The sequence below is a fragment of the Elusimicrobiota bacterium genome (assembly GCA_026388095.1).
Classification (GTDB): domain Bacteria; phylum Elusimicrobiota; class Elusimicrobia; order UBA1565; family UBA9628; genus UBA9628.
In genome coordinates this window covers 1-22,776 of sequence record JAPLKL010000057.1, presented here as the reverse complement: position 1 = coordinate 22,776, position 22,776 = coordinate 1, and the positions used below count along the sequence as shown (strand labels likewise).

Genomic DNA, 22,776 nt, shown 5'->3' with positions numbered 1-22,776 from the left:
GGCGCGCATCCTTGATACTTCCCGCGCATCGAGCTTCGCCGTCCGCACGCGCGCCAGGGATTCCAGCGCCAGCTTCCGGTCCCCCGCGCGCGCGGCGAGGTCCGCCTGCTCCAGCCATAATCGCGAGTTCTCCGGCGAGCTCTTGAGCGGGCCTTGAAGCATCGCCAGCGCAGCGTGATATTCGCCCAGATCGGCGTAGATCCCGCGCAGCCTCGATCGGTCTTGCGCATCGAGCTTCGCCGTCTTCGCGCGCGGCAGAGACTCCAGCGCCAGCTTCCGGTCGCCCGCGCGCGCGGCGAGGTCCGCCTGCTCCAGCCACAATCGCGCGTCATCCGGCGATTTTTTGAGCAGGCCTGGGAGCATCGCCAGCGCAGCGCGGTACTCGCCTAGATTCGCGTAGATCCGGCACATCCTGGACCGGCCCTGCGCATCGAGCTTCGCCTCCGCGGTACTCGCCTAGATTCGCGTAGATCCGGCACATCCTGGATCGGCCCTGCGCATCGAGCTTCGCCTCCTGTACGCGCGCCAGAGACTCCAGCGCCAGCTTCCGGTCGCCCGCGCGCACGGCGAGGTCTGCCCGCTCCAGCCATAATCGCGGGTCAGCCGGCGAGCTCTTGAGCAGGCCCGGGAGCATCGCCAGCGCAGCGTTGTACTCGTCCAGATTCGCATAGATCCTGAAGATCCTGGACTGGTCCTGCGGATCGAGCTTTCCGCGGATCGAGCTTCCCTTTCTGGGCGTTGGCCAGAGACTCCAGCGCCAGCTTCCGGTCGCCCGCGCGCGCGGCGAAATCCGCCTGCTCCAGCCACAAGCGCGGGTCTTCCGGCGAGTCCTTGAGCCGGCTTTGCAGCATCGCCAGCGGCGCGTGGTACTCGCCCAGATCCGCGTAGAGCCCGCGCATCTCGAACCGGTCTTGCGGATCGAGCTTCGCCGCCTGCACGCGCGCCAGCGACGCGAGCGCCAATCCCCGGTCGCCCGCGCGCGCGGCGAAGCCCGCCTGCTCCAGCCACAAGCGCGAGTTTTCCGGCGAGCTCTTGAGCCGGCTTTGCAGCATCGCCAGCGGCGCGCGGTGCTCGCCCAGACTCGCGTACAGCCCGCGCATCCTGGACTGGTCCTGCGGATCGAGCTTCGCCGCCTGCACGCGCGCCAGCGACTCCAGCGCCAGCTTCCGGTCGCCCGCGCGCGCCGCCAACCGGGCCTCTTCCAGGAGAACGGCGGCCTGTCCGGGCCGCACGCTCGCCATTTCGCGCAAAAGGGCCAGCGCCTCTTGAGGTCGAATCACAGTCAACAGCAGCGGATAGACCCCGACCATGAACTCGCTGTTGGCGGCTTGCAGCCGCTGCTGGAACGCGGTCTCATCGGCCCGCCGGCCCTGGATATAGACCGAGGAATCATATTCGGCCATCGCGGCCTCGATATGCTCCCGAGCCTCCGCCCGGCGCCCCTTCTTGAGTTCGGCCACCGCTTGCATGAGCAAGACATCTCCGCGATCTTTGAGGCATTCAGAGGGAGCTCCCCGCCAGCGTCCCTCGACCAGCGCCAACGCCAGCCGATATTTCGACTCATAGGGACAAAGCTCCACGGCGCGTTTGAAGTCCTCCGCGGCGCCGACGGAACCTTCCTTCAGGCGCAGCAGCCCCCTTTCGTACCAAAGGCAGGAGTCCCTCGGGTGTCTTTGGATGGCCGCATCCAGAGCGGCGCCGGAGATCGGGACGGCGTTGCCTGCGTAGGTGCCGACCACCCATTCGGTATGGCCGGACAGGACCAGAAGCCCGCCCAGGAACAGCAGGATCGCTCCAGTCATCAGGCGGGAGATCCGCCGGTCCGCGCGCGTCCAGCCGGCTGCGAGCCATGAGGTGAGTCCATAGGCCGCCAGAAGACAGAGGAGGAGCCAAAAGGGCTTGAAATAATGGGCCTGGATCGACATGGAGCAGTACAGGGCGGGAAAGTAGAGCGCCAGGAAGGAGAGCTGGGCGATCTCAGGCTTCGACCGGCCGCGCCACCACCCCAGGAGCGCCAGAAAGAACAGGAGCGGAGTCCAAGAGATGACCAACGCGACTCTTTTCACATAACCGGCCAGATACCTCCAAGGATGCCGCAGCGTTTCCCTGACCGCCCAGCCCAACACCTCGCTGTGCTCCAGCGGCCGATCCGCCAAGACTTTGAAGTTCCCCTCAGGCGTCCCGACGATCCCCAACGCGCCCGGGATGATGTTGCCGTCGCATTGTCCATACTCCACCGCGACGAATTCCTTGCGGAGCTGCCAGTTCATGCGGATGAACGGGAGCAGGAACAGATAGGGCACGATCAGCAGGATGAGCGCATGCTTCCAGTAGGCGCGCAGCGGCTTGCGCTCCGCCAGCCATTCGAACGCGACCAGCATCGGAGGGAAGAAGACCAGGGTAGAGCGGCAGAGCAGGCCGACCCCCAAAGCGAGTCCCAGCAGCAGGCTCCTTCCGTAGGACAGCGCTTGGGCGCGCCATATGAGCAGGCCCGCCGTCAGAACCACCAGCGAAGAGAAGAACTGCTGGATGTCATGGGCCTCGAGCAGATACCCATAGTGATAAAGGCCGGATATCCCCAGCCCGGCCAGCAGCGCGCACGGCCCGCCCCCCAGAAGAAGCCCGGCGGCTAGCGCCAAGATGTAGACCGCGACCAAGCAGCATTTGGTGATATCCGTTTCCGCGAACGCCCACTGATTCAGGATCGCCCGCAGATTTCCGTAAAGGGGCATGTGCCAGGAAGCCTGGCTGTCCTGGAAACGATGGAAGAGATGGTCTCCCAAGAAGATGTAGTCATCCTGCGGGTAGATGCCGTCCCGGCTCCCGCCGATATGGAGCATCCAGACGAACAAGAGCAGCAGGCCGGCCCCGGCGATGAGACCTAGGAGCTTGAAAGGGATCTTCCGGGAATCAAGAATGGACATCAGGCGCCGCTCCAGAGACGGTGGTGAACGGATTATGCCACAAATCCTGCCGCATTGATGATAATATCTTATAAACCCGACGCGCCTGAAACCACATACGCCCGGCCGATCGGATCGACACCGCCATGGCCCAAATAGTCCTGGTCTACCCGCTCACGGGCCTCGACGTGCGGGGGCTGTCCGTGTGGCTTCCGCTCTCGGCGCTGGCGGTCGCCGCGGGCGTGGCCGACTCCTACGACGTGGCCGTCATCGACCAGCGCGTGGACCCGGACTGGCCGCGGTCCCTGAAGCGGGCCCTGGGCGCGGACACGCTGTGCGTCGGCATCTCCTCCATGACGGGCGCGCAGATCCGGCACGGGCTTGCGGCCGCGCGCTTGGTGCGCGACGCCGCCCCGGACCTTCCCATCGTCTGGGGCGGGAATCATCCGACCCTGGCGGCGGCGCAGACGGCGGAGCATCCCCTGGTCGACATCGTCGTCATCGGCGCGGGAGAGCGGACGTTCCGCCTGCTCGTCGACGCGCTGAGGGCCGGGAAGGATTGGCGGGGCGTCCCCAACATCGCCTACAAATCCGAGGGCGGCGCGGTGCTCCAGGGCGAGGCCGGCGCTCCCGAGGATCCGGAACAGCTCGCGGAGCTCCCCTACCAGCTCGTGGACGTGGAGAACTACGTCTCCGGCCGCATGCTGTTCGGCCGGCCCGTGCGCAGCCTGCCGTTCATCACCTCCTTCGGCTGCCCTCACGCCTGCGCGTTCTGCTGCCAGCCCGTCCTCTCCAGCCGGCGCTGGCGGCGGATGTCGCCCGAGCATGCCGCCCGCCGGGCGTCCGTCCTGGCGGAGCGCTACCGTCTCGACGCGGTCGAGTTCCACGACGAGGAGTTCTTCGCGGACCGGGACCGCGGGCTGCGGATCGCGGAGCGCATCGGCGGCGCATTCTCCTGGTATGTCCAGACCCGCATGGACGATCTCCTGGCCCTGGACCTCGCGGCCTTGGAGAAGAACGGCCTGAGCGCGGTGCAGCCGGGCCTGGAAAGCGGCTCCGACCGGGTCCTTGAGTTCGTGCGCAAGCAGGAGACCGTGCGGCAGTACCGCGCGGCCAACGCGGCCCTGGCGCGCACCGGAATCGAGGCGACCTACAACTTCATGATGGGATTCCCCACCGAGACGCCGCCGGAGGTGGCCGCCACCGTCGATCTGGCCCTCGAGCTGCTCGACGCCAATCCCAACGCCCGCGTTTCCGGCTTCTACGTCTTCGTGCCCTACCCGGGATCGGAGCTTTACGCGCTCGCCGTCAAGGCCGGCTTCGCCCCGCCGCGCAGCTTGGAGGATTGGAGCCTCTTCACCCGGCATCATATCTCCGCGCCCTGGATCGCGGACCGGGAGCCGCTGGAATATCTGATGCTGACGTCCAAGCTCATCGACGGACGGAGATGGAGGAATGTCGTCGGAAATCCCCTGGCGCGCGGCCTGCTGTCCCGGCTGAGCCGCCGCTATCGCGCCGATTGGAAGAGGCACCGATTCAAGATGACCTGGGACACGAGGCTGCTGGAACTGCTGGCCAGCAGGACATTCGGCCGCTGGACATGAGCCCCGGACCTCGACTGAGCATCATCGTCCCCGTGAGCCGCGGGCCGCGGTTCATCGAGCCGCTGATCCGGAGCCTGGAGGGCCAGACCGCGGCTGCGGGACTTTTCGAGCTCATCCTCGTGACCGATTCCGCCGCAAGATATGCTTCGGACCGATTCCCGGTGCGGACCATCCGGGCTTCGAGCCGCCATCCGTGCGCCAAGAGGAACGAAGGGGCCGCGGCCGCGGCCTCCGCCGAGTACCTCGGCTTCATCGACGACGATGTGAAGCTCGAGCCCGATTGGGTCAGCCGGGTCCTCCAGGCGCTCGACGCGGGCCGCGCCGACGTCGTGACGGGACCGAGCGACATCCCCTATTCCGCGCAGCGCGGCCAGCTCGTCGCCAACGCGATCGTCTGCTCCCGGTTCTTCAGCCTCAAGACCGCGATGACCGACCGGAGCCGGCGGCCCGTGCGCTTCTTCGAGGTGGCGCTGTGCAACGTGGCGCTCAAGCGCGAGGTCTGGGAGCGCGTCGGCGGCTTCAATGAGGTCGCTTATTATTGGGTCGACGACGCGGAGTTCTTCCACATCGCCGAGTCTTTGGGCTTCAGGCTCGCCAACGACCCGGAGGTGAGGCTCGCGCACTACAAGCGGCCGGCCTGGCTCCCGCTGGCGGCGCATTATTGCCGCCAGCGTTGGTACGCGGGCCTGTCGACCTGGCTGTTCCCGGAGCTCTATCTGCCGCAAAGGGCGGTGCCGCTTTCCGCGGCCCTGCTTCTGCTGCTGTTGGCATTCCCCGCCCAGGTCCTGCCCGCTCTGGCGGCGGCCCTGGCCGCCTGCGGGATCTTCGGGGGTCTTTGGATGTCTCCGTCTTGCGGCCCGGGCAGCGCGTTCTTCCTGGGGATCTCTCTGGCTGTCGGGATGGCGGCGAACTTCCTGGGTTTCTGGCTGGGCCTGCTGGCCGGGCCTTTTTTCCGGCTCTACGCGGCTCCGGTCCGAGCCTATAAGCGCTACCGCTATCGGGACCGCGGCCGCCCCTTCCTCGGCAAGGAGATCGTTCAGCCGCCGCTGGCCTGGCTGAGGCAGATCGTGCCTTACCGGCTCTGGCTGAGCCGCGGCTTCCCGCAATGGCTGATCTATTTCGTCACTGCGCGCTGCAACGCCCGCTGCCCGATGTGTTTTTATCTCGATGAGATAGAGGCGGCCGGGCGAGAGCGGGAATTGGACGCCGATGAAGTGGCCAAGATCGCCGCCGCTCTGCCCCCGATCACCTATCTGTCGCTGTCCGGAGGCGAGCCCTTCCTGCGCGAGGACCTCGTGGCCCTGGTCCAGTCCTTCATCGACGCCGCCGATCCCGTCTACGTTTCGATCCCCACCAACGGATCGTTCCCCGAGCGCGTCGAGATGGCCTTCGACCGCCTCTCGCTGCGCAACCCGCGGACCAACTTCGACGTGCATCTTTCCCTCGACGGCCCGCCCGCGGTGCACGACCGCATCCGGGGCCCCCAGGCCTCTTTCGCCAAGGTCATGGAGACGCACCGCCGCACGCTGGCATTGGCGGGCCGGCGGGACAACGTGAGCGTCAAGTTCGTCGTCACCTGCTCGCGGGAGAACGCGGACCGCCTCGAGCCATTCCTGGAGAGTCTCGTTCGCCTCGGCTGCGATCGGATCAATCTGGTCCCGCTGCACGGCAACATCCGGGACCAGGGGTCGGCCGTGCCGCATGGGCGGTATCTGGAGCTGGCCGGAAAAACGCACGCGCTGCTCGACAGGAAGGGCTACCGGGGCATCCGCTACCGCCTCTTCAGCGCCATCAAGCGGGCCATGGACTCGGAGCTCACGGCTATCTCGGAGAAGGGCGACCTCGGCAGCGCCTGCGGGGCCGGACGGAAAATAGCGGTCATCGGGCCTTGCGGAGAGGTGCAGCCCTGCGAAACGCTGCGGGAGTCGGTCGGGAATCTTCGCGACCATGGCTATGATGCGCGCAAGATCCTGCGTGGGAGCGCCATGAAGGATTTCGCGGACCGCCATCTTGGAGCCGGGAAGTGCCACTGCAATTGGGGCTGCGCCATCGGAAACGCGTTGGTCCAGGACCCGAGATTCTATCCCGCCGTCGCCCGAGAGTTACTCAATGGATCCCTTTTCGGCCCTCCCGCGTAGCCGTTTTCCCGCTTAATAATTTGCTTCTTGACAGGTTGGGGAATAAGGGTTATCCTAATAATTGAATTAAAATAATGGGCCGGCATATTTATGCCGGGCCATCCGATATCATTATGTCCCTCCAAAAAAACCTGTCCCTGGTCTGTTTCCTGCCGCTGTCCGCCACCCTGCTGCTTGCGCCCGCCTTCGCGGGTTGGAAACCGCCTCCGAATCCGTCCTATCAGTCGCGGCCATCGACGACCACCAAAGGGCAAGAGGAACAAGCCGTCGAGAAGGCTGACGCTGATTGTCGGAAGGGTTCCGTGGGTCTGAAGGAACGGCTCGACACGAGCGCGCTTCTGGGCGGCCTTCACCCCGAGATGTTTTCCGAGAATGACAACAACACGCTCTATCAAGGCTGCATGAACTCCGTGTCGCCGCAGGGCTGCGACCAGCTTGCCAAGGATGGTCCGTCGGGCCTGCGCCGCGCGGACTGTCTCTTTTTGAAGGATCTTGCGGCTACCGCATGGGCCACCTTCAAGCAGAACGACGCCTCGGCCTGCGCGCGGCTCATGCACTTCCCTTACGACGAGGAGCAGGGCAAGCGGATCCCCAAGAGCAACGCGGCCTTGTGCGAGGCGTTCGCGCCCGCCCTGAAGAGCGGCCGGGCCGAGATCCTGGTCGAGCAGGGGATCCTCCCGAAGTCCGATCCGGCTGCCCTGAACAATGTCACCTTCCTGCGCGGTCAGCCCGAGCTCTGCGCCAAGGCGGAACCATACGAGCGGGCCGTGTGCCGAGCCGAAGCGTCCCTGCTGCGAGCCTTGCGCTCGGGCGACCCCGCCGCCTGCGCGGCGTCGCCTCTCTGCAAGGCTCTGGCCAGCCGGAGAGAGCAGGACTGCGCCCCCTACCTTGCGGCGGCCAACAAATCCTTCTGCGCCAGCATCGCCAGGCTGAAGGCTGCGGAAGGCTCGCGCTTTGCCAAGGAGAAGGCCGCGGAAGACGCGCGCTTGGCCAAGGAGAAGGCTGCCGGAGCCGCCAGCCTGGCCCAGGTCACCGCCCAGGCGATGGAGTCCGTGACCACCAAGAAGCCCGTGGACCCCGCGACCGCGGCCCTGCAAGCCAAGGCCGCCAAGGAAGCGGCCACCGCCAGGGAAGCCGCTCTCAAGAAGTCCGCCGCCGAGCTCGATATGCGCAAGCGCGTCCTTGACGAGAAGATCCGGCGGGCCGAGGCGCGCCGCGAGAAGAAGGAGCCCCCGCGGCAGTTCCGTCGCGGCGAGAAACTGCAGGACATCCCGCCTGATGTCAAAAAGAAGATGGACGAGGTCCAGCGCAAATCCCAGCCCGCCCAGCCGGCGGGGACGCAGACGCCTGTTCCGCAAACGCCGACCCAGTAGATATGGGGATCCAGAGGAGGATATCCGCGTGACCGAAACGACAGCCCGGGAACTCAAGCTCAAGGTCGACTCCGGAATCTATCCCTTGGAGGCGATACAGGCCGCCGCCTACACCTTCAGCGACCGGGTCTATATCCGCATCGCGCGCAACGGCGGCGGCAAAGAGGTCTCCCTCTCCCTCAAACAGAAATCCGGCGGGACGGACTTGGCGGCCATTTCCGACGAATTCCACAACGAGCTTTTGCATGAAGCCCTCCGGCACAGGGTCTCGCAAGCCAACAAGAAGATCCGGGAATTCATCGTCACCAAGGCCCTGGTCTCGGCCCAGGTGCCGAGCGCCCTGCCGCCCGCGGCCCAGGCGCAGACGCCCGAGGAGGAGTGCCCCGAGTGCGCGGCCGAGGCCGCCGCGGCCGCCAAGGCCTCCGCGGCGCAGCCGGCCGCGCCGGTGGATGCCGAGCTTGAGAAGGAGATCGAGAAGCTCCTCAGCGAGATCGAGAAATCCGGCCCCGGCGGGGATGACCCCCTAGGGGTCGCCGTGCCTTGGGAGAAGAAATTCGGCGCCCAGGCCGCCGGCACGCCGAAGAAGGGGGCGGAGAAACCCGGCGCCAAGCCCGCGGCGGCAGCCGCCGCGGCCAAGAGACCCGCGCCGAAGAAGAAGGGGAAGAGATCCAAATGAGCGCCTCGACCCCTGTCCTCGATCCCGAGCGCTTCGATCCCGTCCAGGCGGGCTTCTTCCGCTTCCGCCGCCTCGGCAAGCGGTTCCTCGTCACCAACGACTTCGGCCGCTACTGTTTCCTCGGGGTCGAGGATTTCCAGAAGTTCATCGCCGGGAAGCTCGACCAGTCGGGGCCGCTTTACGCGCGTCTGGCCCGGGACGGCTTCATCCGCGACCGGATGGATTTCGACGCCCAGGTCGAGGGCTGGCGCAGCCGCAACAGCTTCCTCTGGCAGGGACCGAGCCTGCACGTGGTCGTGGTGACCCTGCGCTGCAACCACCGCTGCCTCTACTGCCAGTCCAACGCGGTCGCCATGGGCGGCCGCGAGACGGACATGGACCGGAAGACCGCCGAGAAGGTGGTCGACCGGATCTTCGAGAGCACCAGCCAGGCCATCACCATCGAGTTCCAGGGCGGCGAACCCCTGGTGAACTGGCCGGTCGTCAAGTTCATCGTCGAGTACGCCCGCAAGAAGAACCGGAAGGCCGGCAAGAACCTCTGGATCAACCTGGTGTCGAACCTCAGCCTCATGGACGACGCCAAGTTCAAGTTCCTCTTCGACAACCAGGTCAATTTCTGCACCTCGCTGGACGGCCCCGCGGACCTGCACGACAAGAACCGCGTCTTCGCGGGCGGCAGCAGCCACGCGCAGGCGGTGCGCTGGTTCAAGAAGATCTACCAGAAGACCCTGCGCAAGATGTTCCGCATCGAGGCCCTGCTGACCGTGACGAAGTTCTCGCTGGGCCGCCACAAGGACATCGTCGACCAATATGTCGGCCTGGGCTGCCGGGGCGTCTTCCTGCGCAACCTCAGCCCCCTGGGCATGGCGCGCGAGGTCTGGGACCAGATCGGCTACACGGCCGCGCGCGCATATTCCTGACCAAGATCATGACCGACACGGACCCGAACTTCCTGGATATCCGCTCGCCGTGCGGGGCGGGGATCGGGCAGATCGCCTACAACTTCGACGGCGGCGTCTACGCCTGCGACGAGGGCCGCATGCTTTCGCGCATGGGCGACGAGACGTTCCGGATCGGGAGCGTGTTCGAAGGCGGCTACAAGGAGACCGTGGGTCATCCCGTCATCAGAGCGATCTCCATCGCCTCGTGCCTGGACAACCAGCCCGACTGCGCCCGCTGCGTCTACAAGCCGTACTGCGGCGTCTGTCCGGTGCACTGCTATGCCGAGCACGGCGACATCATGGGGCGCATGCCGTGCAGCACGCGCTGCCGGATCAACAAGGGCATCATGGACTATCTTTTCGAGAAGCTGGACGACGAGAAGAACGAGCGCATATTCCGGAAGTGGATCAAGCAGGCGAAGGAGCGCATCTCTTACCAAAGGCAATAGGCTGCGGGGGCTGCTATGGGCAAAGACATGATTCCCAAGATCAAAAAGGACGTCTCCAGGTTCTTGACCAGCGAAGAAGGCAAGATACTCAAGAAGGACGTGGTCAAGGCCGCGGCGATCCTCGGCATCGTGGGCGCGGCCATGATGAGGGCGGAAGACCTTCTGGCGCAGACGGACCACACCAATGCCCTGCATAATTCCGGCAACGCCGCCCCCAACCACATCAGCCACAGCTCGCATGCCAGCCATTCTTCCCACGGCTCGCACGGCAGCCACGGCTCGCACGGCAGCCACGGCTCGCACGGCAGCCACGGTTCGCATGGCAGCCACGGCTCGCATGGCAGCCACGGCAGCCACGGCAGCCACGGCAGCCACGGCTCGCATGGCAGCCACGGCTCCCACGCCTCGCACGGCAGTCACGGCAGCCACGGCAGTCACGGCAGCCACGGCAGTCACGGCAGCCACGGCAGTCACGGCAGCCACGGCAGTCACGGCTCCCACGGCTCGCACGGCAGTTGGTAAGACGAGCCTGCCTAGACTTGCATAGCCGCCGGATTTGAAGAAGGCACTGCTCAAAGTCGGCTATACCTGCAACAACAACTGCGTCTTCTGCCATTCCCGTCCGCTGCGCCGCCATCCGGACCTCGCGACGCGGGAGATCCAGCGGCGCATCCTGCAGGCCCGGTCCCAGGGCGCGGAGATGGTGGTCCTCTCCGGCGGGGAGCCCACTCTGCGGTCGGATCTCCCGTCCCTGCTGCGCTTCGCCCGCGCGCACGGCTTGCGCACGGGCCTCATCACCAACGGCCGCCGCTTCGTTTATCCGGGCTTTGCGGCCCAGCTTGCCTCTTCGGGTCTGGGCTTCGTCTACCTATCTTTCCATTCGCCTTCGCGCCGGACCCATGCGCTCTCCGCGCGGACCGATTCCCTGCCGGAGACGCTGGCCGCGCTGGACCAGCTCATCCGGCTGGGCGTCCCGGTGACCGTCAACGCGGTCGTCACGGGGCACAACATCGGCAAGCTCTCCGCTCTGGTGGACCTGCTGGCCGCGCGCCGGCCGGACAAGATCAAGCTCTCGGTCCTGGAGCCCAAGGGCGCCGCGCTCGACGACCCGGCCCTCTGCCCGCCGCTGGGGGCCGCCGCCCGGGCCATCAACGCGGCGCTGAGCCGCGGACGCCGCCGCTATCCGGGCCAGCGCTTCGGCTGCGAGGGGCTGACTCCCTGCCTGCTGCCCGGCTTCGCGGAGTTCAACGACGACCTCATCGCCGACGGCTTCATCCTGTTCCGGGAGTCCTTCGAAGACCGGTTCTTCCCACCGGACTACCGCAACCGCGCCCAGGCCGTCGTGTGCCGCGGCTGCGCCCTGACGGAGTCCTGCCCGGGCGTCTTCAAGGGGTATCTGGAACGGCCCACGCCTCCCGCGCTCAAGCCCCGACGCCCGGAGCGGCCGCGCCTGCCGTGCTGGGGACGGACCTAGCAGGGCGCTGACAAAGTCCGTCTTGCGAGCGGGGGAGCGCTAGCTCGCCCGCAACCGACCCGCGAAGCGGGTCGACAGAACCGCTTGGACAGGCCGGCCGGTGGATGGCGCCTTCGGCGCGACTGGCGAGCCGAAGGCTCGCCAGTTCGGGGACGGACTGTTGCTCGCTGCCGAAAGGGCTGTGTCCGGACATAGTCCTTTCCGCTTGCGGGGCTATCAGCTAGCGCCGGGGCGAGGGCGAGCGCGGCGGCGGGGGCAGGTGCAGGCCGCGCACCACCTCGTTGGCCATGCGCGAGAGCAGGCGCAGGGCGCCCGTGAAGCCCAGGAAGGGCTCGTCGGCGAGGAAATGGGTGCACTCGGAGGGGAAGCCGAACTCCATCCATTTGTACCCGAGCTCGATCTGCCGGAAGACGAAGTTGTTGGACACCACCAGGTCGAAATCCCCGTCGCGCTCCGACCTCCAGGCCGCGTGCAATTCGTCGGGCAGGGGCTCGAAGATGCAGCCGGGCCGGCTCTGCAGGGCGCGGCGCTGGGTCTCGGTGAGGTGGTGCGGCCCGGCGTCCAGGACGAGCACCGGGACCACGCCGCCCAGGCCCTCCAGGAGCTCCAGGAATCCCGGAGCGTAGTGCGGGTCCAGGGCCAAAGCGAAGCGGCGGTCGAGGAAGGCGTGCGGCACGGTCCACTGCAGCCGCGGCGCGACGCGGTCGAGCTCGGCGGCGATGAAGCTCCGGGCCCGCTCCTCCCGTCCGAACTCGCGGCCCAACTGCTCCACGAAGCGCCGGCTGGCCTCCAGCCCGAAGGGCAGCTCCGCCTCCACGAGCTTGACGCCCAGGCGGCGGGCCAGGATCCGGCCGGCCGCGCGGCCGTGGGGCAAGGACACCACGGCCGAGGCGCGGCGCGCCTGGCGGAGCTCCTCGTAGGGCCGGCCCGAGAGCCAGATGGAGGCCGGGTCCAGGCCCAGGGCCCGGAGCATCCGGGAGAGCTCCTTGAGGTTGCCCCAATGGTCGCCTTCGTTGCGGTCCATGAGGTAGCCGACCAAGGCCACGCTGCCGGGCTCGGGCTTGGCGTCCTTGAGGTCCATGCCTTGGGCCAGGACCTCGAGCATGCCGGCGTACCCGTCGAGCCAGTCGCCCGAGACCGCGGAGCGCCGCGGCATGACGAAGGCCGGCGTGGAACGGCCGGCCAGGGCCTCGCGCGTGATGCGCTCGTAGTCCGTGCCCACGATGGAGCACATGGGCATGGAGCCCACGAAGAGCGCGCCGCAGCCCGGGAAATCCGCCATGCGGCGCAGGCCCTGGGCGATCATGCCCTCGCAGTCGCCGGCGATGGTGAACACGTTGACGCCCGTGTGCTGGACGCGGTGGCGGGAGTCGCAGGAGAGCAAAGTGGAGAAGAGGTCATGGCGGCCGTGGATGTGCTCGCCTTTGGCGAAGATGCAGCTCGGGCCGTCGCCCAGGAAAAAGGCGTCGGGTATGGCGTTGAGCGCCAGGTACGCCCCCTGCAGATAGGGGATGCTGACGCGCACCCCGATCTTGCCGGGCTGGCGTTCTCCTTTCCCGGAGGGGGCGGGCCGGCTAGGCTTGGTCTTGGAGGGCATCGGGGGTCCTCGGGCCGCGCGCCAGATTCTCGGCGTAGCGGCGGTAGAAGGGCAGGCGGCAGCGGGTCAGCAGGCGCCGGAAGGTGCGCAGGGCCCCGGCCAGGCCCAGCTCGAAATCCCGGCTCGAGAAACGGGCCTTGCCGGCCCGGGCGATGCGCCAATCGAACATGATGTCCGAGAACACGGCCTGGAAGCCGCCCGCGGCCAGCGCGCGCTCCAGCTCCCAGGGGCTGCGGAAGACCGCGACTTGCGCCCCGGCCAGGCCCTCGGGCAGCTTGGGGGCTTCGCCGTGGATGTCGTAGTAGAGCAGATCGATGCCGAAGCCCATCTCCTGGACCATCTCGCCCAGCGGAGCGCCGTGGCCGTAGCGCAGCTGCAGCAGCCTGGGCAAGGTCGCCTCCGAGACCACGAAGGCGAGCCGGCAGCCCGCGGCTTCCTTCCGCAGCCGGTCCCACTCCGGCTGCACGCCGGCGAGGGCCCTGCCCCAGACGGCCCGGAAGCGGCGCTCGCGGCCCGTGGCCGCGGCGATGGCGCTGAGGCAGTCGTGGGTGCGCTTGAGGCCGTAGGGCGCGGGCACGGTCAGCACGCGCCGGGGCGAGCCCTCCAGCAGCTCACGGAGCTTGGTCGGATAGGACGAGCGTTCGCAGAAGACCTGCCAGGCGGCCGCGGGCAGGCGCTCCAGGTCGGGAAGGCCCACGTCGGGCAGGGCGCAGATGTTGGTGCGCAGGCCCAGGTCCTTGAGGAAGGCGATGAGCTCCTCCCGGCGGTAGGCCGCAGGGAAATGGAAGAGGTTGACCGCGGCCCGGTCCCCGGTCCCCTTGAAGAAGCCGGGCCTGCCCAGCAGGGCGCGCAGGTGCGCGCCGAAGTTGTCCAGCTCGTCGCGGTCCTTCTGGCTCCAGCTCACCGTGGTGCCGCCGACCTCCCTCTGGCAGCGCCGGGCCAGGCCCTGGAAGTCCTCGCCCATGATGATCGGGGTGCACAGGTGCGTGAAGAGCAGGTACTTGCCGGCCTTGGCCAGCCGGCGGACCTCGGCCACCAGGGCGTCGGCGCGCGGCCCGGTGCCCATGACCATGTCCTGCTCCTCCAGCTCGGTCACCAGGCAGGTTCCGAGGTCCACGGTCGCGCGCAGGGGGTCCTCCTCCTGGGCCACCTCGGGCCAGTCCAGGAAGGTCCATTTGTCGAAGCTGCGCCGGGGCCGCGCGTAGTAGCACTCGCGGTCCGCGTACTGGATGTTGACGGTGTCGTGCGAGAAGCACTGCGGCACGCCCAGCAGGACCTCGAAGTCCTGGTCCGCGTAGAAGTTGCGCCAGCCGTCCTCGAGCAGGGCCATGGGCTGGCCTATGGCCGGCACCCGGACCTCGTCGCCGGGCCGGTCCTCGGACACCTGCTGGATGAAGGAATCCGGGTCCGCCGCGAGCAGAGCGAGGATGTCGGCCAGGCTGCGGCCCTTGAGGCGCCGCAGCGCCGCCTCCAGGAAGCGGCGCTGCGCCGGCCCCGCCTCGCCCTCCACGCCCAGGCTCAGGCGCGGCGCCCGCAGCAAGGCATCCGGCGAGTCCTTGGGCAGGAGGCTGAAGACCAGCTTGTGCCTGCCGCTGGCCAGGCTCAGGCGCACGTTCTCTTGGCCCAGCCCGCAGAGGCCTTCCAGCCTCCAGCCTCCGGAAAGCCCCAGCAGGCGCGAGACCGCGGACAGAGCCTGGGGGCCCGCCGTGACGTGGCGCTGCAGCGTGGGGGTCTTTTCTTCGTTCATCGCCGGATCCCTACCGACGATGATATCGTATCATTTAGCGGATTTGGCGCACGATGGGGCCGGGGTCTTTCCTCTGGGTGACGAGTTCGGCCGGGTCGTAGCCTCGGCCCAGGTCCCAGAGCCCGGCGCAGATGCCCTTGAGGGTGCAGGCCCGGCAGGCCCGGCCCTTGCCGTAGCCGTGCCGCCAGGAGCGCTCGCGATAGGCGCCCCGTTCGTCCAGGAAATCGATGGTCCGCTCCTCGCGCTTGACCAGCGCCCGCGTCTCCGTGGCGAAGGCCGCGAACTCGCCCATGTAGCATAGCGGCACCTTCTCCACCCGGAAGGTCCGGCCCGTGCGCGCCAGGTAGCGCATGGCCTTGAGCAGGGGCTCCCGGATGGCCCGCAAGGACGGCACGGTCTCCGGATGCTCGTGCACCCGCGCGACCATGGTGTCCAGGTTGGTCCAGGAAAAATGGCGCAGGTACGGAAAGCGCGAACAGAGCCAGCGCGCGGTCAGATGCAGGTGGCCGGCGTTCTGCGCGCAGATGGTCTGGTTGATGTCCGCGGTCGCGCCCCGGCCGCGCAGCAGGACCAGCGTGCGCAGGATGTTGGCCAAGGAGTCGGGGTTGCCGGTCAAGAAGCCCTGCACCGCCCGGCGGTGGCTGTTCACCGTCACATGCACGTGGTCCAGGCCCGCGCGCAGCAGCCGGTCCAGGTAGGCCGGGTCCGCCGTGCGCTGGCCGTTGGTGATCAGCCGGCAATGGATGCCCTGCTTGCGCGCGTAGGCGATCAGCTCGGGCAAGGGCTCGTAGAGGGTGGGCTCCCCGCCCGTCAGGATCACCCCGTCGTAGCCCCGCTCGCGAAAGCCGCGGACCAGCCGCTTGGCCTGGGTCAAGGAAAGCTCGCGTTGGTTCTCCGGGTTCGAGCAGAAGCGGCAGGCCTGATTGCAGCGCCGCACGACTTGGATGTACCCCAGGTTGGCCATCTACTTCGGGGCCGGCGGCCGCAAGGCGGCCAAGCCGAAGCGCCGGGCGTAGGCGGCCGGCACGCCCAGGCACCTGAGGTCGTAGGGGCAGGCTTTGCAGCCGGGCCGCTTGGCGCGGCCGATGGCGCCTTCCTCGCCGGAGAAATCCTCGGCGTAGCGCACCCGGTCCTGCGGGAAGACCCGCTTGACCGCATGGAGGGCGGGGCGCTCAAGCAGGCAGAGGGGGAAGGCGCTCTCCCCGCCGATGCGCGAGATGGGCAGCTTGCGGCGCAGGCAGCGCCGCACGGCCTCGCGCAAGTAGGGGGCGACGGCCGCCAGGTCCACGGCCCAGCGCGGGGTGCGCTCGTGTCCGATCTCGTTGAGCATGGAAAAATGGACGGTGAGCCGGCTGCCGCGGGGGGCGCGGTCGCGCAGGCCAGCCAGGAAATCCATGAGTCCGGGCAGGTCCCGGTAGTTGCCGGCGTTGACCACGACGTTGACCGTGACGTCGCAGCCTCGGGCGGCCAGAAGCCGGCTCAGCCCGGCGACGGCTTTGGGGTAATGCCCGCGGCTGCCCGTGAGCCGGTCGTATTTCCCGGGCCGGTGGGAGTGCAAGGACACCATGTAGTCGCGGGCCCCGGCCGCGACCAGCTTCTCCAGCAGGCCCGGCCGGGCCAGGAGCACCGCGTTGGTCTGCACGCGGAACTTCCTGAAGCCGATGCGGCGCGCCGCGGCCAGGACCGCGGGCAGGCGGGGGTCCACGGTCGGCTCTCCTCCCGATATGGTCAGCGCCTCCCGCGTGCCGTGGCGCCGGGCCAAGGCTTTGAGCTCGGCTTTTATGGCGGGCAGCTCTATGGCGCGGCCGGCGGGCACGAAGCAGAAGGGGCAGCGCTGGTTGCAGGCGAAGGTGGTCCGGAGCAGGAAATCGCGGCCCTCGATGCCTTCGTGGCTCTCCACTGAGGCGGCGCGGGAGCCGCCCTCCCGGCGGTGCAGGGATTCCAGCAGGAAGCGCAGGGCGCGGCGCAGCTCTTCAAGGGCGGCCTTCTCGCCGGGGCGCAGGGCGGCCCCCGGACGCATGGCGACGCTGAGCTTGAAGCCGGGGGTCAGCAGCGGGACGGAATTTTCCGGCGCCAGGACGCAGAGGTCTCGGCGCTCCGCGCCGCGGCGGACCACGAAGCCGTCCGCCCGCCGCCGCAGCCGCCAGCCCTGGCGGGCCAGCAGCGCGCCCAGACCATCCACCGCCTCGGCGTGGGGGTCGCGCCCGCTCACGGACCCTAGTTCTGGGTCACTTTGTCGACCAGGACGCCCCACTCCTCGGCGTACTCGGAGAGCCGCGGCGCGAGCTGGTCGACCAGGCCGGCCGCCTGGCCGTGGACCACCTTGGGGGAGTCCGACATCTCGGCCAGGAAATAGCTCACCGCCAGGGGGCCCACGGTGCGGAAAGCGGGGGTCTTGCCGCCCGCCTTCGACACCAGCAGCCGCAGGGTCGGCCGCTTGGCGCCGCCCTTCCAGGCCAGGAGCACCCCGTCCATGGCGGGCCGCGCCTTGAAGAAGGTCCAGCCCTCGACCTTCGCGCCCTCCCGGACGCCGATCAGGGCCCGGACCGCGCGGGTCAGGGTCTTGCTGGCCTGCTCGAGCTTGGGGTCGCCCCAGTCCACGGCGAACCGGTCGGCGGGATAGAGCCGCGGCGAGAGGTCGCTGGACACGGCGGCGTGCACGTAGTGGTAGGTGATGCTGCTCTGGAACGCGTTGCCCACCAGCAGCTCGTCCTGGACCGTGGCCGCGGCCGCGTCGTCCTTGATGGTCTTGCCGTCGTACCAGAACTGGAACCCGGCGACCGCGCCCTTGAGCTGGTGCGCGTAGTGCTCGCAGTAGCCCTTGCAGATCTCGGGGCTCCAGCCGGTCTCGTTGAGGACGGTCGCCACCTCGATGGCCTTGTTGATGGCCAGGCCGCTGCCCACCGAGTAGATGGGGTCGGCGAAGCAGAAGGCGTCGGAGACCATGATGTAGTCCATGGTCGCGGGCACGGCCGCCGAGCGCGCGAAGTTGTTGCGCACGTACATCCGGTTGTAGATGCCGCTCTCGTCGAGGGGGCGCATCTTGAGCGTGTAGTTGGGCGAGATGTGCTTCGCCGTGATGTCGAGGTACTCCTGGCTGGAGACCGGCTGGCCCCGGTACACCACGCCGTAGCTGAGCAGCTTCTGGTTGTAGAGGGGGATCTGCCAGGTCCACATCCCGTCCTTGATCTTGGTCAGGATGGTGGATTGGCCCGGCTTCCAGCCGCGGTCTTCAGTGGGGATGACGCGCCGGTAGTCGTAGCGCAGCCAGCTCCACTTGCGCTTGCGGATGGCGTCGAAGAACTTCTTGGGCTCGTTGCCCACGATGTCCCAGTAGGCCCAGGTCGTGCACACCGGCCAGAGGATCTTGGTCTGCTTGAGCAGGTTGGAGAGGCACATGGACGGCCCGGAGCAGTCGATGATCTGGTTGGCGACCTGGTATTCCTCGTCCTCCGTGCGCACGATCTTCTTCTTCAAGTCCACGGCCACGACCCGCCCCTGGACGCGCTCCACGCCCCAGTGCTTGAGCATCACCTGCTCCATCTCGGTGCGGGTGATGTGCATGGCCCCGGTCAGGGCGCCCGGAGGCAGGGGGAAGGAGGCGACGCTGCCCTTGTCGATGAAGGTGGAGCCGCGCTTGGGGGAGTAGGAAGGGCACTTGGCCATGTCGGGCAGGAGCTTGCGCAGCTCCGGGTGGCGGAAATGCTCGGGGATGATGGCTCGGGGATGATGGACTCGCCGATCTTGTACTTGCCGGGCTCGGCCTCGAGCAGGACGGTGCGCTTGTTCTTGAGGAAATATTTGAGGGTGATCCCCGCGATCCCGCCGCCGATGATGAGGTAGTCGACTTTCTTCATGGGTGCTCCTCCCGCTTCTTTGTTATAGGCCAGCTTGCATTATAGGCAAGGTTGCGCGGATTTATCAATGCGCAGGTCCCTCATGAGCGCCGCGAAGGCGCGCAGGTCGAGGGATTGCGCTCCGTCGGACCAGGCCCGATCCGGGTCGGGATGGACTTCCACCAGGAGCCCGTCGGCCCCCGCGGCCGCGGCCGCCCGGGCCAGCGGGGCGACGTAGCGGCGGTCTCCCGCGGCGTGGCTGGGGTCGGCGATCACCGGCAGGCCGGTCCGCTCCCGGAGCACGACGATGGCGCCCACGTCCAAAGTGAACCGGGTCGCGTCGCAGGAGGTGCGGATGCCGCGCTCGCACAGGATGAGCCCCGGCTCCCGGCGCCCCATGGAGAGCCTGCCCAGCAGGACATATTGCGCGGCCTGCAGAAACTCCTCTATGGTGGCCGCGAATCCCCTTTTGAGGAGCACCGGCTTGCCCGAGGCGTGGCTGCCCGCCTGGAACAACAGCGGGTAGTTCTGCATGTTGCGGGAGCCGATCTGCAGCACGTCCGCGAACCGGGCGACCAGGTCGAGGTCCTGGGTGTCCAGGACCTCGGTGACCACGGGCAGGCCCGTCTTCTCGCGCGCCAAGGCCAGGTGCTCTAGCCCCTTCTCGCCCAGCCCGCCGAAGGAGTAGGGTGAGGTCCGGGCCTTGAAGGCCCCGCCGCGCAGGGCCGCGGCCCCGGACTCCGCGACCGCTGCAGCCGTCTCGCAGATCTGGGCGGCGCTCTCCACGCTGCACGGCCCCGCGATGGCGGCGAGCGCGCCGCCTCCGATCACGGCGCCGTTGGGCAGCCGGACCGCGCTGGGGCCCGGGAAGGCCGGCGCGGTCAGCACGTCGCGCACGCCGGCCAGGCCGCGCAGGAAGGCCGCGGCGTCCTCGCCGTCGGCCTGGACGCAGACCAGTCGCGGCCCGTGCCAGCGGCAGCGGTCGGCGCCCAGGCGGCGCGTCAGCTCCGCGCCGACCTTGGGATCGGCGTCATCTACGAAGCGGACCAGCAGGACGGTCGGGCTCATGCCGGGACCACCGCGACGGCTTCGAGCTCGATGAGCAGCTCCGGCCGGCAGACGTCCGCGCGGACGGCTATGGTCGGGAAGGCCGGGATGCCCAAGAGCCGGGTCAGCCTGCGGTAGGCGTCGAAGGTCTCGCGGTCCGCGCAATAAAGGGTGGCGCTCTGGATGTCTTCGAGCCGCGCGCCCTGCTCCTCGAGCAGGGCCGAGACGCTGAGCAAAGTCTGCAGGGCCTGGCCTTCGCGGTCGCCGCGGTAGACGCTGGCCCCGGAGCCGTCGATGCTGGCCGTGCCGGAGACGTAGACCGTGCGCAGGCCGCCCAGGCGCAGGACCATGGCCCGCGAGAACGCCGAGCGGTAGCTGAAGGCCTGCCCCTGGCGCGCCGTATGCAGGACGGGGGTGAGGCTCGCGTCCGCGCCGGCCGCGGGGGCGAAGGCCAGCACGTTCATGAAGCATTCCTCGTCGCCTTGCCGCCCCTGGATGCCGGTGCTGGCCGGGAAGGCGGCGGGGTCCGGGCCCAGGAAATCGGCTCCGCCGTAGAGCTCGTTGCGGACCTTGTTGAGATCGCCGTACCATTCCAGGAGGCGCCGCAGGTAGATCCAGGTGCGGACCATCTGGCGATAGGAGAAGCCGTGGGCCTTCAGCGCGGCCAGGGCCTTGCGGAACATCCGCTCGGCCTGCAGGGGGGCCGGGCCGTCGCCCCCGCGCAGCGCCGGGATGTACAGGAGCCGGCCCTCAGCGGACGACCACAGCCGTCCGGGGCCGGCCACCGTCGCTACGGAACCCCCCGCGACCCCCCAGACCTGCGCCCCGCTCCACCGGCCCCCGGCCGCGGGCTTGCCGTCGATGAAGGCGAAGGGCAAAGCGGGGTCGAGGCCCTGCGCCTGGTAGGCCGAGCGCCGGATCTCCAGCAGCTCCTCCCGGACGCCGGCTTCGGCGTAGACCTGCTCCTGGATCGGCGCGATGCCTTTGGACTTCAGCAGGGCGGCCAGCGCCGCGAAAGAGCGCGCCGCCGACTCCTGCCAGGGCTTTTGCGGGTCCGCGCTGGCGGTCAGGTAGCATTGCGTCCCGGCCGTCCGGACAGCGATGCCGTCCGGAGCCTGGAGCGCGGCCGCCGCGGTCGAGGGTTGACGGACTGTCATTAATAGCATATGCTAGTAAGGTATGGCCCGGCCAGTCAAGTGCCGTTTCGTGGCGCGCGAGCCCGGCGTGACCTATTTCAAGCCGCAGGGCGTCCCCAGCGACGGCCTCCGGGAGATCGTCCTGGGCTTCGACGAGCTCGAAGCGCTCCGGCTGGCGGACCTGGAAGGGCTCTATCAGGAGGACGCGGCCGCGAGGATGCAGGTGTCCCGGCCGACCTTCGGCAACATCATCCGCTCGGCCCATGCCAAGATCGCCCAGGCCATCATCAACGGGAAGGCGCTCAGGATCGAGGGCGGGATCTGCAGGATGAGGGAATTGAGGGTCCCTTGTTGGGGCCGACGGCGCAAGTCGGAACCTCCCGGGGATTAGCGGGACTCTGCCCATGAGGCGCCTGGGGAAACGGCTCAAGTCCCGCCTATCGCCGGCCAACCTCGTAGCGGTGGCCGCTTTGGCCCTGCTGGGAGCGGTCTCCTGGCACCTGTCCAGCCGGCGCGCCGGCGGCAGCGGGTCCTTCGACTATTTCCGCAAGCACGTCGCGCCCATACTCGCCACCACCTGCTCCTCCAAAGACGAGAAGGGAGTCTACGTCTGCCACGGGCGCCCCGCCGGGGAGTTCGCGGCCAAGGTCGGCATCCCGGCCCAGGGCATGCGGCACGAGTTCGCCGCAGCGCGCTCGGCCACCTGCGCGGTGCGCTGCCACGCCCAGCCCGGCGGCATGGACTTCTCCTTCGCTTTGGGCCCTTCCGGACGGCTGGAGACCAAGCGCCAGTTCATCCTCGCCTACGAGAAGGCCAGGCAGAGGGCCCGCTTCGGCGGCCCGGCCAAGTTCTCCAGGCTCCTGCGCATGCCCCTGGCGGCCCAGGCCGGCGGGTCCGGCCTCTTCCACGGCGGGGGGGAGATCTTCGACAGCGCGGCCGATCCCGAGTACCGCGCTTTGGCCGAATGGGTCGCCATGGAGAACCGGGACTCGGGCGCCGGGCTCCAGCCGCCCGGCGAAGCCGAAAAGGCCTTCCGGGACGAGGTCCTCCCCGTCCTGGCGCGCAACTCCTGCATGGCGCCCTCCTGCCACGCCTTCAACCACTCCTCCTTCCTCCCGGACCCCGGCATGCCGGACGCGGACCTCTCCCGGCCCATCGCGGAGCGCTTCACCCCCGAGCAGGTGAGCTACGACCGGATGACGGCCAAGGGGCTCATCCAAAGCCTGGTCTACCTGACCGGCGACGCGGCCAACAGCCGCATCCTCGCCAAGAACATCCCACTCTCGAAGGGCGGGGTCCTGCACCGGGGAGGCAACGACCAGTTCTTCACCGGGCCGGAGGACCCCGACTACCAGGCGCTCAAGCGCTGGATCGGCCTTGAGCGCAAGGAGGCCGTGGCCAAGCCGAGGATCGGGGGCAAGCCCGTGCCCGAGGGGCTCGTGGGCAAGGTGCGCGGGGTCGTGTTCGTGCGCACCCCGAAGCGCAATCACCGCAGATACCTGGACGTGGGCCGCTACCTCCCCGGCGGCGACCTCTACCTGCTCAAGCTCAAGGACGGCGAGACCTTGGAGACGGCCACCTCCCGGCCCGTCAACTTGACCGCGCGGTTCCACCCCGGCCGCCAGGCGGACGTGCGCAAGCCCGACGTCCGCTACGACGGCCGGGCGGTGCTCTTCGCCATGCGCGTGGGCGAGGCGGACAACCTGAACATCTACGAGCTCTCCTTGGACGAGGACCTCGGCTACGTGGAGGGGAGCTTGCGCAAGCTCACCTACCAGCCCGTGGACGCCCACGGCGGCAAGGCCCACTACACCGACCCCGTCTACGTGCCCGACCCCTTGGACGAGAACGCCGC

At 68.4% G+C, this 22,776-nt stretch carries 19 protein-coding genes; 10 read left to right on the top strand and 9 right to left on the bottom strand.

The annotated features are described in order from the left end of the window. Both NTY77_14655 and NTY77_14650 read right to left on the bottom strand, forming a co-directional pair. A partial coding sequence (locus tag NTY77_14655; protein ID MCX5796732.1) for a tetratricopeptide repeat protein occupies window positions 1-411 on the bottom strand: 411 nt, incomplete at its 3' end. A 188-nt stretch (window positions 412-599) separates the two neighbouring features. Further along, window positions 600-2,924 carry a hypothetical protein gene (locus tag NTY77_14650; protein ID MCX5796731.1) on the bottom strand — a complete coding sequence of 775 codons (2,325 nt, stop codon included), beginning with the start codon at window positions 2,922-2,924 and terminating at the stop codon, window positions 600-602. A 125-nt stretch (window positions 2,925-3,049) separates the two neighbouring features. Here NTY77_14650 and NTY77_14645 point away from each other — a divergent pair, with 125 nt between their 5' ends. The 8 genes from NTY77_14645 to NTY77_14610 all read left to right on the top strand — a co-directional run bounded on the left by NTY77_14645 (window position 3,050) and on the right by NTY77_14610 (window position 11,558). Beyond that, window positions 3,050-4,507, top strand: coding sequence for a radical SAM protein (locus tag NTY77_14645; protein ID MCX5796730.1), 1,458 nt, complete (start codon window positions 3,050-3,052; stop codon window positions 4,505-4,507). Continuing rightward, window positions 4,504-6,645: a glycosyltransferase gene (locus tag NTY77_14640; GenBank protein ID MCX5796729.1), complete on the top strand. Its 2,142-nt coding sequence runs from the start codon at window positions 4,504-4,506 to the stop codon at window positions 6,643-6,645. Before NTY77_14645 ends, NTY77_14640 begins: the two co-directional genes overlap by 4 nt. Window positions 6,646-6,947: 302 nt before the next feature. Next, window positions 6,948-8,018: a hypothetical protein gene (locus NTY77_14635; GenBank protein MCX5796728.1), complete on the top strand. Its 1,071-nt coding sequence runs from the start codon at window positions 6,948-6,950 to the stop codon at window positions 8,016-8,018. Between the two features lie 28 nt (window positions 8,019-8,046). Continuing rightward, on the top strand, window positions 8,047-8,694 hold the full coding sequence (gene hxsD / locus NTY77_14630) for a His-Xaa-Ser system protein HxsD (GenBank protein MCX5796727.1): 648 nt from the start codon (window positions 8,047-8,049) through the stop codon (window positions 8,692-8,694). Next, window positions 8,691-9,614 carry a 4Fe-4S cluster-binding domain-containing protein gene (locus tag NTY77_14625; GenBank protein MCX5796726.1) on the top strand — a complete coding sequence of 308 codons (924 nt, stop codon included), beginning with the start codon at window positions 8,691-8,693 and terminating at the stop codon, window positions 9,612-9,614. The genes hxsD and NTY77_14625 overlap by 4 nt, the downstream gene beginning before the upstream one ends. 8 nt (window positions 9,615-9,622) lie before the next feature. Then, window positions 9,623-10,084 carry an SPASM domain-containing protein gene (locus NTY77_14620; protein ID MCX5796725.1) on the top strand — a complete coding sequence of 154 codons (462 nt, stop codon included), beginning with the start codon at window positions 9,623-9,625 and terminating at the stop codon, window positions 10,082-10,084. Between the two features lie 27 nt (window positions 10,085-10,111). Beyond that, window positions 10,112-10,606 carry a His-Xaa-Ser repeat protein HxsA4 gene (gene hxsA4, locus NTY77_14615; GenBank protein ID MCX5796724.1) on the top strand — a complete coding sequence of 165 codons (495 nt, stop codon included), beginning with the start codon at window positions 10,112-10,114 and terminating at the stop codon, window positions 10,604-10,606. A 34-nt stretch (window positions 10,607-10,640) separates the two neighbouring features. Further along, window positions 10,641-11,558 (top strand): radical SAM protein, encoded by a 918-nt coding sequence (locus NTY77_14610; GenBank protein ID MCX5796723.1) that lies wholly within the window; start codon window positions 10,641-10,643, stop codon window positions 11,556-11,558. A 220-nt stretch (window positions 11,559-11,778) separates the two neighbouring features. Here NTY77_14610 and NTY77_14605 read toward each other — a convergent pair whose 3' ends face one another. The 7 genes from NTY77_14605 to NTY77_14575 form a co-directional block, all read right to left on the bottom strand. Next, window positions 11,779-13,155, bottom strand: a complete 1,377-nt coding sequence (locus tag NTY77_14605) for a hypothetical protein (GenBank protein ID MCX5796722.1) — start codon at window positions 13,153-13,155, stop codon at window positions 11,779-11,781. Continuing rightward, the gene (locus NTY77_14600) at window positions 13,133-14,902 is read right to left on the bottom strand and encodes a hypothetical protein (GenBank protein MCX5796721.1); all 1,770 of its coding nucleotides are present in this window, start codon (window positions 14,900-14,902) and stop codon (window positions 13,133-13,135) included. The genes NTY77_14605 and NTY77_14600 overlap by 23 nt, the downstream gene beginning before the upstream one ends. A gap of 34 nt (window positions 14,903-14,936) precedes the next feature. Beyond that, a complete protein-coding gene (locus tag NTY77_14595) occupies window positions 14,937-15,866 on the bottom strand; it encodes a radical SAM protein (protein MCX5796720.1) in 930 nt (309 codons plus the stop codon). Next, the gene (locus NTY77_14590; GenBank protein MCX5796719.1) at window positions 15,867-17,114 is read right to left on the bottom strand and encodes a radical SAM protein; all 1,248 of its coding nucleotides are present in this window, start codon (window positions 17,112-17,114) and stop codon (window positions 15,867-15,869) included. A gap of 5 nt (window positions 17,115-17,119) precedes the next feature. After that, window positions 17,120-18,568: a hypothetical protein gene (locus tag NTY77_14585; protein ID MCX5796718.1), complete on the bottom strand. Its 1,449-nt coding sequence runs from the start codon at window positions 18,566-18,568 to the stop codon at window positions 17,120-17,122. A gap of 230 nt (window positions 18,569-18,798) precedes the next feature. Continuing rightward, window positions 18,799-19,806, bottom strand: coding sequence for a 3-deoxy-7-phosphoheptulonate synthase (gene aroF, locus NTY77_14580; protein MCX5796717.1), 1,008 nt, complete (start codon window positions 19,804-19,806; stop codon window positions 18,799-18,801). Then, entirely contained in the window at window positions 19,803-20,942 is a 1,140-nt protein-coding gene (locus NTY77_14575) for a Rid family hydrolase (protein ID MCX5796716.1), read from the bottom strand. The genes aroF and NTY77_14575 overlap by 4 nt, the downstream gene beginning before the upstream one ends. A 22-nt stretch (window positions 20,943-20,964) precedes the next feature. Between NTY77_14575 and NTY77_14570 the strand changes: the two genes are divergently transcribed. Together NTY77_14570 and NTY77_14565 are read left to right on the top strand one after the other, a co-directional pair. Next, complete coding sequence (locus NTY77_14570; GenBank protein MCX5796715.1) at window positions 20,965-21,312, top strand: DUF134 domain-containing protein; 348 nt, start codon at window positions 20,965-20,967, stop codon at window positions 21,310-21,312. 13 nt (window positions 21,313-21,325) lie between these two features. Further along, window positions 21,326-22,776: hypothetical protein (locus tag NTY77_14565; GenBank protein MCX5796714.1), on the top strand; the 1,451-nt coding region annotated here is incomplete at its 3' end.

What these genes read in the sequence shown, in the direction of transcription:
- NTY77_14650 (MCX5796731.1), bottom strand. Translation starts at nt 2,924, where the DNA reads ATGTCCATTCTTGATTCCCGGAAGATCCCTTTCAAGCTCCTAGGTCTC.
- NTY77_14645 (MCX5796730.1), top strand. Translation starts at nt 3,050, where the DNA reads ATGGCCCAAATAGTCCTGGTCTACCCGCTCACGGGCCTCGACGTGCGG.
- NTY77_14640 (MCX5796729.1), top strand. Translation starts at nt 4,504, where the DNA reads ATGAGCCCCGGACCTCGACTGAGCATCATCGTCCCCGTGAGCCGCGGG.
- NTY77_14625 (MCX5796726.1), top strand. Translation starts at nt 8,691, where the DNA reads ATGAGCGCCTCGACCCCTGTCCTCGATCCCGAGCGCTTCGATCCCGTC.
- NTY77_14620 (MCX5796725.1), top strand. Translation starts at nt 9,623, where the DNA reads ATGACCGACACGGACCCGAACTTCCTGGATATCCGCTCGCCGTGCGGG.
- hxsA4 (MCX5796724.1), top strand. Translation starts at nt 10,112, where the DNA reads ATGATTCCCAAGATCAAAAAGGACGTCTCCAGGTTCTTGACCAGCGAA.
- NTY77_14605 (MCX5796722.1), bottom strand. Translation starts at nt 13,155, where the DNA reads ATGCCCTCCAAGACCAAGCCTAGCCGGCCCGCCCCCTCCGGGAAAGGA.
- NTY77_14600 (MCX5796721.1), bottom strand. Translation starts at nt 14,902, where the DNA reads ATGAACGAAGAAAAGACCCCCACGCTGCAGCGCCACGTCACGGCGGGC.
- NTY77_14595 (MCX5796720.1), bottom strand. Translation starts at nt 15,866, where the DNA reads ATGGCCAACCTGGGGTACATCCAAGTCGTGCGGCGCTGCAATCAGGCC.
- NTY77_14585 (MCX5796718.1), bottom strand. Translation starts at nt 18,568, where the DNA reads ATGGCCAAGTGCCCTTCCTACTCCCCCAAGCGCGGCTCCACCTTCATC.
- aroF (MCX5796717.1), bottom strand. Translation starts at nt 19,806, where the DNA reads ATGAGCCCGACCGTCCTGCTGGTCCGCTTCGTAGATGACGCCGATCCC.
- NTY77_14575 (MCX5796716.1), bottom strand. Translation starts at nt 20,942, where the DNA reads ATGACAGTCCGTCAACCCTCGACCGCGGCGGCCGCGCTCCAGGCTCCG.
- NTY77_14570 (MCX5796715.1), top strand. Translation starts at nt 20,965, where the DNA reads ATGGCCCGGCCAGTCAAGTGCCGTTTCGTGGCGCGCGAGCCCGGCGTG.